This is a genomic window from Streptomyces apricus (genome assembly GCF_008369065.1).
Classification (GTDB): domain Bacteria; phylum Actinomycetota; class Actinomycetes; order Streptomycetales; family Streptomycetaceae; genus Streptomyces; species Streptomyces apricus.
In genome coordinates this window covers 56,801-69,277 of record NZ_VDFC01000028.1, presented here as the reverse complement: position 1 = coordinate 69,277, position 12,477 = coordinate 56,801, and the positions used below count along the sequence as shown (strand labels likewise).

11 protein-coding genes are annotated in these 12,477 nt (G+C 72.8%); 5 read left to right on the top strand and 6 right to left on the bottom strand.

The genetic code is table 11. The annotated features are described in order from the left end of the window. Nucleotides 1–310: 310 nt before the first annotated feature. Nucleotides 311–2,716 carry a ricin-type beta-trefoil lectin domain protein gene (locus tag FGF04_RS09845; RefSeq protein ID WP_149510882.1) on the top strand — a complete coding sequence of 802 codons (2,406 nt, stop codon included), beginning with the start codon at nucleotides 311–313 and terminating at the stop codon, nucleotides 2,714–2,716. Between the two features lie 71 nt (nucleotides 2,717–2,787). Here FGF04_RS09845 and FGF04_RS09840 read toward each other — a convergent pair whose 3' ends face one another. The 4 genes from FGF04_RS09840 to FGF04_RS09825 are packed head-to-tail and all read right to left on the bottom strand — an operon-like array spanning nucleotide 2,788 to nucleotide 6,984. Then, nucleotides 2,788–3,693 (bottom strand): class I SAM-dependent methyltransferase, encoded by a 906-nt coding sequence (locus tag FGF04_RS09840; protein ID WP_149510881.1) that lies wholly within the window; start codon nucleotides 3,691–3,693, stop codon nucleotides 2,788–2,790. A 12-nt stretch (nucleotides 3,694–3,705) separates the two neighbouring features. Next, entirely contained in the window at nucleotides 3,706–4,815 is a 1,110-nt protein-coding gene (locus FGF04_RS09835) for an NAD(P)-dependent alcohol dehydrogenase (RefSeq protein ID WP_149510880.1), read from the bottom strand. Beyond that, complete coding sequence (locus FGF04_RS09830; RefSeq protein ID WP_149510879.1) at nucleotides 4,812–6,221, bottom strand: aldehyde dehydrogenase family protein; 1,410 nt, start codon at nucleotides 6,219–6,221, stop codon at nucleotides 4,812–4,814. Before FGF04_RS09830 ends, FGF04_RS09835 begins: the two co-directional genes overlap by 4 nt. Nucleotides 6,222–6,228: 7 nt before the next feature. Then, nucleotides 6,229–6,984, bottom strand: coding sequence for a (5-formylfuran-3-yl)methyl phosphate synthase (locus tag FGF04_RS09825; protein ID WP_188114023.1), 756 nt, complete (start codon nucleotides 6,982–6,984; stop codon nucleotides 6,229–6,231). A 278-nt stretch (nucleotides 6,985–7,262) separates the two neighbouring features. On the opposite strand from FGF04_RS09825, the gene FGF04_RS09820 reads away from it, so the two are divergent. Next, nucleotides 7,263–7,796, top strand: coding sequence for an EF-hand domain-containing protein (locus tag FGF04_RS09820; protein ID WP_149510878.1), 534 nt, complete (start codon nucleotides 7,263–7,265; stop codon nucleotides 7,794–7,796). 15 nt (nucleotides 7,797–7,811) lie between these two features. Here FGF04_RS09820 and FGF04_RS09815 read toward each other — a convergent pair whose 3' ends face one another. Together FGF04_RS09815 and FGF04_RS09810 are read right to left on the bottom strand one after the other, a co-directional pair. Continuing rightward, nucleotides 7,812–9,269 carry a sensor histidine kinase gene (locus FGF04_RS09815; RefSeq protein ID WP_149510877.1) on the bottom strand — a complete coding sequence of 486 codons (1,458 nt, stop codon included), beginning with the start codon at nucleotides 9,267–9,269 and terminating at the stop codon, nucleotides 7,812–7,814. Next, complete coding sequence (locus FGF04_RS09810) at nucleotides 9,266–9,976, bottom strand: response regulator transcription factor (RefSeq protein WP_149510876.1); 711 nt, start codon at nucleotides 9,974–9,976, stop codon at nucleotides 9,266–9,268. The genes FGF04_RS09815 and FGF04_RS09810 overlap by 4 nt, the downstream gene beginning before the upstream one ends. Nucleotides 9,977–10,148: 172 nt before the next feature. Here FGF04_RS09810 and FGF04_RS09805 point away from each other — a divergent pair, with 172 nt between their 5' ends. The 3 genes from FGF04_RS09805 to FGF04_RS09795 all read left to right on the top strand — a co-directional run. Further along, nucleotides 10,149–11,489, top strand: a complete 1,341-nt coding sequence (locus FGF04_RS09805; protein WP_188114022.1) for a ferredoxin reductase family protein — start codon at nucleotides 10,149–10,151, stop codon at nucleotides 11,487–11,489. 10 nt (nucleotides 11,490–11,499) lie between these two features. Beyond that, entirely contained in the window at nucleotides 11,500–11,934 is a 435-nt protein-coding gene (locus FGF04_RS09800; protein WP_149510875.1) for an FMN-binding protein, read from the top strand. A 71-nt stretch (nucleotides 11,935–12,005) separates the two neighbouring features. Next, nucleotides 12,006–12,477: FAD:protein FMN transferase (locus FGF04_RS09795; RefSeq protein ID WP_149510947.1), on the top strand; the 472-nt coding region annotated here is incomplete at its 3' end.

Sequence of the window (12,477 nt, the reverse complement as noted above, 5' to 3'; positions counted from 1 at the left end):
GTACACCTACCGATGTTGCGGCGGCGCCGCCCGGTTCCCGCGGCCGGCACCTGCCGGACGGGGGGATCGTAAAGCCGGGAGACGCCAACGACCGCCCCGCATCCGGTAGTTGGAGGACTTTCGCCTCTGTGGGGACAGAGTATGGACGGCTCCGGTGAAAGTCCCTACTGTGTCCGTCGCGACGCACGGATCCTCATGCGTCCCGTTCGCCACTCTCCGTATCCGGTGCGACGGCGCGTACCGGCAGCGGTGGATCTCTCCACTCGTCCATCTGCGTTCCCCGCGCGGCGGGGAGCGAACAGGAGGCCACGTGTATCCACGGCTGTTGTCCCAGCGGTTCGGCAGACGCCTCGCCGCGACACTCGTCACCTCACTCCTGGCACTCGGACTGTCCGCCCCCACGGGCTCGGCCGCCCCGGCCGACCGGTCCGCCGCCGACCTCCCCCCACAGGAACCGGGCGTCACCCTGCGCGTCTTCGACATGCAGGTACCGCTCGACAAGCTCTGCGACCTCAAGCCCGGGCAGACACCGAACATCGACAAACTGATGCCGGTGATCAACTGGTCCTCCGACGCGGACTTCGGCCTGAGCGCCAACTTCGTCTCGCAGACCCTCGCCAACCTGAACGTCCCCACCGCCGGGACCTACGCCTTCCGGCTCACCAGCGACGACGGCTCCCGGCTGTACGTCGACGACAAACTCGTCATCAGCCACGACGGCCTGCACGGCGCCGATCCCAAGGACGGCAACGTTGTCCTGACGGCCGGGTACCACTCGATCCGCATCGACCACTTCGAGCGGGACGGCGGACAGCAGGTCACCCTCGCGTGGAAGCCCCCGTCCGCGTCCGCCTTCGCCGTGGTCCCCACCTCGGTACTCAGCACGGACGCCGGCGTCGTGCGGGTCACGGCTCCCGGACGCAAGGAGTGCGAACTGTCCGGTGACTCACCGGGCGACGGACTGCCGCTGACCGGCGTGCACCCGAACTACGCGCTGACCGACCTGCGGCCCACCGGGTTCCAGCCGCAGGTCTCCGCCATGGACTGGCTGCCCGACGGCCGGCTCGCGGTGACCACCTGGGGCGGCTCGGAGAACACGACCGGCGAGGTCTACCTCCTGAGCAACGTCACCGGGAACACCGGGCCGGACAAGGTGACGTACAAGAAGGTGGCCTCCGGGCTCAAGGAGCCCATGGGCATCAAGTACGTGGACGGCAAGCTGTACGTGTCGCAGAAGCACGAGCTGACCGAGCTCAACGACACCAACGGCGACGAGGTCACCGACACCTACCGGCGCGTCGCCACCTGGCCCTACGGCGGCAACTTCCACGAGTTCGCCTTCGGCCTGCTGTACAAGGACGGGTTCTTCTACCTGAACCTGTCCGTGTCCATCAACTACGGCGGGGCGACGACCAACCCGCAGCCCGCGGCGAACCGCGGCACCACGATCAAGGTCAACAAGTCCACGGGAGCGGTCAGTTACGTCGCCGGCGGCCTGCGCACCCCCAACGGGATCGGCTGGGGCCCCGAGGGCGACATCTTCGTCACCGACAACCAGGGCGGCTGGCTGCCCTCGTCGAAGCTGGTGCAGATCAAGCAGGGCCGCTTCTTCAACCACTACACCAACCCCGCGGGCCCCTTCGACTCCCAGCGGGTGACCAAGCCGGTCCTGTGGCTGCCCCAGAACGAGATCGCCAACTCACCCAGCACACCCCTCCAGTTGGCCGAGGGCCCCTTCGCCGGCCAGATGCTGTTCGGCGACGTGACCTACGGCGGCATCCAGCGCGGGTACCTGGAGAAGGTCAACGGCGAGTACCAGGGCGCCGTGTTCCGTCTCACCCAGGGCCTGGAGGTCGGCGTCAACCGGATCAGCGTCGGCCCCGACGGCGCGATCTACGCCGGCGGACTCGGCGCGGACGGCAACTGGGGCCAGGAGGGCAAGCTCAAGTACGGCCTGCAGAAGCTGACGCCGAAGGGCACCGCCGCCTTCGACATCCGCGAGATGCGCGCCGTCTCCGGTGGCTTCGCCCTCGAATACACCCAGCCCCTGTCGAACGAGACCGCCGCCGGCCTGGCCGCGCGCTACAAGGTCGAGCAGTGGCGTTACGTGCCCCGCGTGGACTACGGGGGCCCCAAGGTCGACGAGGAGACCCTCACCGTCCAGTCGGCCACCCTCTCGGCCGACCGCAAGACGGTCATTCTGGCGATCCCGGGCCTCAAGCCCAACCGGGTGGTCCACGTCCGCTCGGCCCGCCCCTTCAGCTCGGCCGACGGCACGTCGCTGTGGAGCACCGAGGCCTGGTACACCATGAACCAGCTCCCCGGCACGCCCTCCAGCACCGGAGAGGTCAAGGGCGTCGGCAGCAAGTGCCTGGACGTGGACAACGCCGGGACCGCCGACGGGACCAAGGTCCAGCTGTGGACCTGCAACAGCACCCCGGCCCAGGAGTGGTCCCTGCTCGGCACCGGCGCCGTACGGGCGCTGGGCAAGTGCCTGGACATCGACAACTCCGGGACCGCGGACGGCACGAAGGTCCAGCTGTGGACCTGCAACGGCACCGCGGCCCAGGTCTGGCAGCCGCAGTCCGACGGCACCCTGCGCAACCCGCAGTCCGGCAAGTGCCTCGACGTGGTCGGCGGGTCGGGCAACGACGGCACCGCCGCCCACCTGTGGTCCTGCCTCAACCAGCAGAGCCAGAAGTGGCTCCTCCCGTAGGAGGCCCGCTGTGAGATGACCGTTCCACGGCGCCGGAGGCCGCGGTCCCGCGACCTCCGGCGCACCCGCGCTCACCCACGGGGCCCGGTCGCGAACACCCACCGGTTGCCGGCCAGGGCGTCGTTCTCCTCGGGCCAGGGGCCGCGTCCGAACCGGCGGGTGAACTCGTAGGGGCTGTGGACCGACGCGGACCAGCCCCTGCCCACCAGGTCACCGGCGGAGTCGGGACGCGGCTCCCGGTCGAACAGGGCGAGCAGGTCGATGCCGAGCCGGCGCGCCGTGGCGGTGTAGAGCGGGCTGTCGCGGTGCGCCAGGAGGTCCTCGTCGAGCTTGACCTCGAAGGCCAGGGCACTGCCCGCGCCGCTCAGCCGGTCCACCCGGTCGATGAGGTACGTCTCCGCGGCGGGCGGCAGGTAGAACAGCAGCCCTTCGGCCAGCCAGACGCTCGGGGCCGCCGGATCGAAGCCCGCGTCGTGCAGCGCCCGGACCCAGTCGTCGCGCAGGTCGACCGGGAGGGGGACGCGCGCGGCCCCCGGGGCGGCCGCCAGTCCGTCGAGCACCTCGTGCTTGAACGCCAGCACCCCCTCCCGGTCGACCTCGAAGACCACGCACCCGGAGGGCCAGTCGAGCCTGAAGGCCCGGGTGTCCAGCCCCGCCCCGAGCAGCACCACCTGGCGGGCGCCCGTGTGCACCGACCGCAGGACGAAGTCGTCCAGGACCCTCGTGCGCAGGCCGAAGTAGCGCGCGAACCGGCCCCACAACGGGTCCGCCTCCCCGTCCGGGACCTGTCGCGGGTGCACCGGCCAGCCGGCGGACGCCGATGCGGCGCGCACGAAGTGCTCCGCGTACACGTCCCGGGCCAGGGCGTCGTCGCGGTGCGTCTCGATGGCCCGCGCCGCCGCGACAAGGAGGGCGGTCACCCCTACCCCTCCGTCCACGCCTTCCGTCCCGGTGCCGCGAGAGGATGTGCCGATCACGTTCTTCTCCGTTCACGAGGTGGTTCGGGACCGGTGGGGGACCAGGACGGGTTTGACCACGCGGCCCGCCTCGCAGTCCTGTTCGGCCTCGTCGATGTCGGCGAGCGGATACGTGCGGATCAGCTCGTCGAACGGGAACCGCCCGGCCTGCCACAGTCCGGTCAGCCGGGGGATCAGCAGTCCCGGTACCGCGTCGCCCTCGCAGATGTGCGAGATCCTCCTGCCCCGGTCCAGCGCTCCCGGTTCGATCGGCAGCGTGGTGTGCAGGCGAGCCACCAGACCGAGGTGGCCGGCCGGGCGCAGGGCCGTGAGCGCGTCGTTGATCAGCCGGGCGGAGGCCGTCGTGTCCAGCGCGCAGGACGCGCCGCCGTCGGTGAGGCGCCGGATGCGGCCGGGCAGGTCGGGCGAGTCGGCGTGCAGCGGGGTCGCACCGAACCGTTCGGCCAGCGCCAGCCGTCCGGGGTGCCGGTCGACGGCCACGCTCACCGCTCCGCAGGCGGTGGCCGCCATCACCGCGGCCAGGCCCACCGCACCCGCGCCGAACACCACGAGGGTGTCGCCGGGGCCGGCGCCGAAGGAGTGGAGGACCGCGCCGGCGCCGGTGAGGAACCCGCAGCCCAGCGGACCGAGCAGGGCGAGCGGCAGCGCGGGGTCGACCCGTACGGCGTTGCGAGCCGGTACCACCGCGTACTCGGCGAACGAGGACTGGCCGAACCACCGGGGCGCCAGTGCGGCCCCGGCCAGGTCGGTGAACCGCGCGGCGTTCTCCGTACGCCCCCCGAACAGGTTGAGCGAGGCGAAGGAGTGGCAGTGGGCGGGGGCGGCGTCCAGGCAGCGGGGACAGCGACCGCAGGAGTCGAAGCTCAGGACGACGTGGTCGCCCTCGCCGAAACCGGTGTGCGGGCCGCCCGTCTCCACCACGACCCCGGAGCCCTCGTGGCCGAGCACCGCCGGCAGCGGCGAACGGCTCCCCGGACGCCGGACCGCGAGATCGGTCCGGCACATCCCGGTCCCCGCGATCTCGACCAGGATCTCGTCGGCGGCCGGACCCGTGCGCAGGAACACCTCCTCGACGGTGAACCGGCTCTCGCGCGAACGCAGCACCGCCGCGGTGAACCTCATCGCGGCGCTTGCTGCGGGCGGTGCACGACGAACGGCCTGAGGTTGCCGTAGAGCCCCCACGGGCCGCCCGCGACACCGACCCCGCTCTCCTTGGCGCCCGCGAAGGGCTGCGCCAGGGACAGTTCGGCGTGGTGGTTGACCCATGCCGTTCCGCACTCCAGCCGGTCGGCCACCTCCTCGGCCCGGTCGAGGTCCGTGCCCCACACCGAGCCCCCCAGCCCGAAGCCGGTGCCGTTGGCCGCCTCGACGGCCTCGTCGAGACTCCCGTACGGCAGCACCGGCAGGACGGGCCCGAACTGCTCCTGCGTCACCACCGGGCTGTGGGCGGGGACGTCCGTCAGGACCGTCGGGGCGAAGAAGTAGCCCGGCCGGTCCAGCCGGTGGCCCCCGGCCGCGGCCCGGGCGCCGTCCGCCAGGGCCCGCGCGGTGCACCGCTCGACGCGGGCCAGCTGGGGGGCGTTGCCCACCGGCCCCAGCTGCGTACCGGGATCGAGGCCCGGTCCGACGACGGTCGCCGCCGCCCGCTCCGCCAGGGCCTCGACCACCCGGGAGTGGAGCCGGGCCGGGGCGTAGACCCGCTTGACAGCCATGCAGACCTGTCCGCAGTTGCGGAAGGCGGCCCAGAACAGCCGGTCCGCGATCCGTTCCACCTCCACGTCGTCCAGCAGGACGGCCGCGTCGTTGCCGCCCAGTTCCAGGGTGACGCGGGCCAGTGAGGCCGCGGCGTCCCGCGCGACGGCCCGGCCGGTGGCGACCGAACCGGTGAAGGTCACGTGGCGGATCCCCGGATGGGAGGCGAGCCGGGTGCCCAGGGGTTCCCGGCCGGTGACGACCGTCAGCACGTCCTCGGGGAGGGCGGCGGAGACGACGGACACCAGCAGCCGGGTGGCCAGGGGGGTGKGGGGGGACGGCTTGAGCACCATCGTGTTGCCCGCCGCGAGCGCGGGCGCGAACTTCGCGGAGGCGAGCTGGAGGGGAAAGTTCCATGGGACGATCCCGGCGACGGGACCGAGCGGGCGCCAGCGGATCTCGCTGCGCACCGGCCGGCCGTCCACGAGGGACTCCGTCCGCGGGGACAGCCCGGCGAAGTAGCGCAGACGGGCCGCCGTGCGGGCGACCTCCTGGTGCGACTCCGCCAGCGGTTTGCCCTGTTCACGGGTGAGCAGGGGCGCGAGGTCCGCCCCGGCCGCCTCCACGGCGTCGGCCGCCGCCCGCAGCGCGGAACTCCGCGCGCCCGGGTCCGACCGCCAGCCCCGCCAGGCCTCGTGGGCCCGGGCGACGACGGCGTCCAGGTCGTCGGGGTGCTGGTCGGGTGCCTCGTCGAAGGGGTCGCCGGTCGCCGGGTCGAGGACGGCGAAGTGCCTTCCGGGCGGGCCGGATGCGTACGGGGGCCGGTGCGTGACCATTCCGCGGTCAGCCCGCGGTGGTCGCGGCGGCCGTCCGTTCCCGGGCGTGCCGGTCCATCTCCGCGCGGAAGGCGGCGACCAGCTGCGGCCTGATCCTCCCGGAGTTGCGGTCCCCGCCCTCGCAGACCGCCCCGCGCACCCCCACGATGTCCGTGCCGATGCGGGTCAGCGCGGCGAGGTCGCGCGCCTGCACGCTGCCCGCGAGGGCGGCGAGCAGACCGCCGTCGTGGGCGCGCCGCACGAACTCCCCGCAGACGTCCGGCGGAACGTGGTCGAACAGCCGTGTCCCGTCCTTGACCGCGGTGTCGAGCATGGCCGCGTCCGCACCCGAGCGCACGGCGACGTCGGGCAGTGCCAGCGGGTTGACGCAGCCGATCCGGTGCGCGTCGGCGTACCCGGAGGCGACCACCAAGGCGTCCGGCCGGAAGTCCTTCACCGCCCGCACGACCCCGCGCATGACGTCGACGGCCTGCTCGGGCGTCGTGCAGCCGTAGAGCCCCACCTTGATGTAGGTGGCCCCGGAGACGGCCGCGCCGAGCGCCGCCTGGGCCACCGTGCCGGGCTTGTACGGCACGTCCCCCACGGTGGCGGAGACCGGCCGGTCCGCCGGGACCGCGTCGCGGATCTCCCTGATGACCCACGGGAAGTTCGCGCCGAGCGAGCCCTCGTCGGGCTTCTTGACGTCCACGATGTCGAGGTGCTCCGCCGCCTTCGCGCAGTCGCGGGCTTCCTCGACGCCGTCGGGGGAGACGAGAAGCAGCAAGATGACTCCTTCCCCGCACCCTCGCCGGCCCGGCCGGCAGGTGTGCGGAGTCGTGTGGGTGTCCTGCGGTCCGTTCATCATTGGGTGGCCCCCGTGACCGCCGGTAGGGCGCGCGGGGATCGGCAGGGGCGCCGCGGGGCCGTTCGGTGCGCCGTGCACGCCGGTGCCCGAACGCCCGCCCGACCTTCACTCTTTCTGCTGATCAGCGGCTTTCGCCCGGCATACCGGATTCCGCAGCCCGCACAGTGGCAGCTCGATCCGACGAAAGGTGAGAACCCATGCGAGACGAAGCGGTCAACCGCGTGAAACACGTGTTCACCCTGTTCGACGCCGACGGCAACGGGGTCCTGGAGGCCGACGACTTCGACCTGATGAGCGACCGGGTCGCCGCGGCCGTGCCCGAGGCCGGCGAGGCCCGGAAGCAGACCATGCGGGCGGCCTTCACGCGGTACTGGAACACGCTGGTCGCCGAACTCGACGCCGACGGCGACGGCCGGATCACCTACGACGAGTTCCAGGCGTGCGTCCTGTCGCCGGAACGCTTCAGCGGGGCGGTCGACGCGTTCGCGGCGGGCTTCGCCCGCCTCGGCGACGTGGACGGCAGCGGCACCGTCGCCCGGCCGGTGTTCACCGGCATGCTGCGGGGCGTCGGCTTCGGCCTGCCGAACATCCAGGCTCTCTTCGAGGCGCTCGGCCCCGACGACGGCGACCGCATCACCGTGCGGGCGTGGGAGGAGGAGATCAAGAACTTCTACGCACCCGACCGGGGCGGCGTCCCCGCGGACCTGCTGGCGGCCTCCCCGGTGGCCTGATCCTGACGGCCCCGGTCAGCCGGCCGGGGTGCTGCCGGACCCGTCGTGGTGCACCGGGACGGTCAGGGTGAAGGCCGTCGCACCCGGGCGGCTCACCACGTCGATCTCGCCTCCGTGGGCCCGGACCAGCGAGCGGGCGACCGCCAGGCCCAGGCCGCTGCCGCCCCGGTCGCGGCTGCGCGCCTTGTCGATGCGGTAGAAGCGGTCGAAGACGCGCTCCCGGTCGGCGGCCGGGACGCCCGGACCCGTGTCGGTGACCCGCACGACCGCCGCGCCGGACGCCGCCGACACCTCCACGGACACCTCCGTGCCGGGCGGGGTGTGCACGGCGGCGTTGGTGAGGAGGTTGTCCAGGACCTGCCGGATGCGCAGCACGTCGAGCCGCAGCCGCACCGGGCCGGGCCCGGCCGTCACGGTCAGCGGATGGTCCGGGTGGCCCGCCCGGAACGCGTCCCCCGCCTGCCGCACCAGCCCGGTCAGGTCCGCGTCCTCCAGCCGCAGCGGTGTCTCCACCTCGGCGGCGTCCAGACGGGCGAGGAGCAGCAGGTCGTCGAGGAGCACGCCCATCCGGGCCGCCTCGGCGCGCAGCCGGGCCAGGTGCCGGTCCCGCTCGCCCGGCTCGTTGGCCGCCGCGTACTGGAAGAGGTCCGCGTAGCCGCGTACCGACATCAGGGGCGTGCGCAGCTCGTGCGAGGCATCCGCGACGAAGCGGCGCAGCCGCTGCTCGGCCTCGGTGCGCACGGCCAGCGAGTCGTCGATGTGCTCCAGCATGGTGTTGAAGGCGGTGCGCAGCTCCTCGACCTCCGGGCCGCCGTTGCCGCGGTCGGCGCGCACCGGCAGCCGGGCCGAGTCGGTGAAGTCGTGCGAGGTGATGCCGCGCGCGGTGTGCGCCATGTCGCTGAGCGGCTGCAGACCACGCCGCAGCACCGCGCGCCCGAACACCACGAGCCCCAGCAGCGCCAGGGCGAACGCGACCACCTGGACCGTGACCAGCTGGTCCATGGTCTCCTCGATGTCCTCCAGGGGCGCCGCGGTGACCAGGACCACGCCGGGCCCGATCTTGCAGGCGCGCAGCCGGTACGCGCCCTCGTCCTCGATGCGCGTGGTGTGGGACATCTCCGTCGACCCGGCCCGGGCCAGCGACTCGGCGAACGAGGTGAACTGCACGGTGTCCCTGGGCACGTCGCTCGGCCTGCGCAGCACGGCGGTGTCGCCCGAGACGTCGTACACGGCCGTGAACCAGCCGTAGTAGGGCCTGCGCTCCACCGTGCCGTGCGCCTGTGCGTCCTTGGCCTGGGTCACCTGGACCAGCTTCATCTGGTCGTTGAGCTGGCGCTCCAGGTAGTCCCGCATGTACGCCGACAGCGCGGTGCCGACCGCGGCGAAGACCACCAGCGCGAGGACGCCGATGCCCAGCGCGAGCCGGGTGCCGAGCCGGAGCCTGCGGTACGCGTCACGGAGCCGGCCCCTCACGCGCCCGCCTGCCGGACCACGTACCCGACGCCCCGCACGGTGTGGATGAGCTGCGGTCCGTCGGTGCCGTCGCCGTCGGTGTCGCCGTCGAGCTTGCGGCGCAGCCGGCTGACGACCAGCTCCACCACGTTCGAGCGGCCGCCGAAGCCGTACTCCCAGACGTGGTCGAGGATCTGCGCCTTGGTCAGCACGGTCGGCGACTTGCGCATCAGGTAGCGCAGCACCTCGTACTCGGTCGGCGTGAGCGTCAGCAGGCGCCCGCCGCGGCGCACCTCGCGGGTGTCCTCGTCCATGGTCAGGTCCGCGACGCTCAGCACGGACCGCTGGAAGCCGGGTCCCGCGCTGCGGCGCAGCACGGTCCGCAGCCGGGCCATCAGCTCCTCGACCGCGAACGGTTTGACCAGGTAGTCGTCCCCGCCCCGGGTGAGCCCCGCCACCCGGTCCGCCACACCGTCGCGGGCCGTCAGGAACACCACCGGCACCATCGTCCCGGACAGGCGCAGGCGGTCGAGCACGGCGAAGCCGTCGAGCCCCGGCAGCATCAGGTCGAGCACCACGATGTCCGGGTGGAACTCGGCGGCGCGGCGCAGCGCCTCCTCGCCGCTGTTCGCGGTGACCGCCTCCCAGCCCTCGTAGCGGGCGACCGTCGCGACCAGGTCGGCGATGGGCGGATCGTCGTCCACGACGAGAAGTCGTACTTTTTCCACGTGCCCATAGTGCTGCACCCGGCTGATCACGTCATGGCCGAGGACGCGCCGAAGCCGGATCGATAATCACTTGAAAGTTCATCGACAGGAAAACGACAGGGTTGGCGAGGCAGGCTCGGAGTCCCAGGAATCCCGGCAGGGATCCGAGGACCCGATCAAGGAGTTGCCGTCCGTGACGACTGTCCAGACGACCGTTCCGCCGCCGGCCGCGGCGGTGCGCCCCAAGGTGGTGGCCCGCGCCGGCCTGTACGGCGTGCTCGCCCTGAACGTGGTCGTGGTGACCGTGTTCTTCGTCCAGGCCGGGTTCGCCTCGAACACCCTCGTCGTGCTGGGCCGGCTCACCGGCCTGTACGGCGCGCTCCTGATGGCCTTCCAGCTGCTGCTGATCGCGCGGCTGCCGTGGTTCGACCGCCGCATCGGCATGGACCGGCTCACCTCCTGGCACCGCTGGACCGGCTTCGGCCTGCTGTTCACGCTGCTCGGGCACGCCGTCTTCATCACCTTCGGCTACGCGCAGTCGTCCTCGCTGGACCCGGTGAACCAGCTGGTGGACCTCGGTGAGACCGTCGAGGGCGTGTTCCGCGCGATCGTCGCGCTCGTCCTGATCCTCGTGATCGGCGGCGTCTCGGCCCGCTTCGCCCGCCGCCGGCTCGCGTACGAGACCTGGCACTTCATCCACCTCTACGCGTACGTCGCGGTGGTGCTGGCCTTCACGCACCAGGTGGCGGCGGGTACGACGTTCACCTCGTCCTCCGCGGCCACGACGTACTGGTACACGGTCTGGGGCGTGGCGCTCGGCGCGGTGCTGCTGGGCCGGCTCGTGCTCCCGCTGTGGCGCAACGCACGCCACCGGCTGCGGGTCTCGGCCGTGGTGCCCGAGTCCGACAACGTGGTCTCGGTCTACGTCACCGGCCGCGACCTGGACCGGATACCGGCCCGCGCGGGCCAGTTCTTCCTGTGGCGCTTCCTCACCAGGGACCGCTGGTGGCAGGCCAACCCGTTCTCCCTGTCGGCCGCGCCCGACGGCCGGACCCTGCGGCTCACCGCCAAGGCGGCCGGTGACGGCACCGCGGCCCTGCGGCACCTGAAGGTGGGCACGCGGGTCTTCGCCGAAGGGCCCTACGGCGCCTTCACCACGATGCACCGCACCCGCCCCGGGGCCGTGCTCGTCGCGGGCGGCGTGGGCGTCACCCCGATCCGCGCCCTGCTGGAGGAACTGCACGGCCACGCGGTGGTCATCTACCGGGTGGGCTCGGACCGGGACGCGGTCCTCTACGAGGAGCTGCGGGAGCTGGCCCTGGCCAAGGGCGCCGACCTGCACCTGGTCTCCGGACCGGTCCACCCCGACAAGCTGGCACCGCACGAGCTCGCGCGGCTCGTGCCGGACATCGGGGAGCGCGACGTGTTCCTGTGCGGACCCCCTCCGATGATGAACGCCGTGCTCGGCAGCCTGCGCGAGCTGGGCGTGCCCAAGCCGCAGATCCACTTCGAGCGCTTCAGCCTGGCGGGATGAGGAAGACATCGTGAAGCGAGCACTACCTGTCCTGGTCCTGAGCGTCGCGGGCCTGATCCCGGTGTGGCGTTACGCCCCCTCGGACGGCACGACGACCACCGCCGAGGCCGCCCCGCCCGGCCCGGCACCCTCCGCGTCCGCGCCTTCCTCTTCGTCCTCCTCTCCTTCCTCCTCCGGAGGCGGCGCGTCCCAGGTGGTCAGGGGCACGACCGTGAACACCGAGAAGGGGCCCGTGCAGGTCGAGGTGGTCTTCGAGGGCGACGAGATCACCGCCGTGAAGCTGCTCCAGCAGCCGAACCACCCGCAGACCGAGGCGGCCGTGCCGAAGCTCGTCGCGCAGACGCTGCAGGTGCAGAGCGCCGACGTCGACACGGTGTCCGGCGCGACCCTCACCAGCGACGGCTACCGGGAGTCGCTGCAGGCCGCGATCGACGCGCGGGGGTGACGGCCGTGGCGAGGAGCGGGACCTCCGCGGGACCGGCCGCCGCGACCGGGGTGGCCGGGGTGGCCGGCGTGGTGCACCGTGTCGAGCACGTCATGGGGCTGCCGGTGTCCCTGCGGATCGAGGGCGCCGGCCGCGGTGCGGACGCGGACGCCGTGGCTGCGGCCGACCGGGTGTTCGCGTGGCTGCGCGAGGCCGACGCGCGGTTCAGCCCCTTCCTGCCCGACAGCGAGGTGTCCCGGCTCGACCGGGGCGAGGTGCCCGCCGACGGGCTGAGCCCGGACCTGGTGGAGATCCTGGAGCTGTGCGAGCGGTACCGGGTCGAGAGCGGGGGCGCGTTCCAGGTGCGGCTGCCCGGCCGCGGGCTCGATCCCTGTGCCGTGGTCAAGGGCTGGGCCGTCCAGCGGGGCGCGGAGCTGCTGCGGGCCGCCGGGGTGAGCGTGTTCTGCCTCAACGCCGGCGGTGACGTGGTCGTGGCGGGGCGGCCCTGGCGGGTGGGCGTACGGCACCCGGAGCGGGCCGACCGCGTGTGCGCGGTCGTGGAGG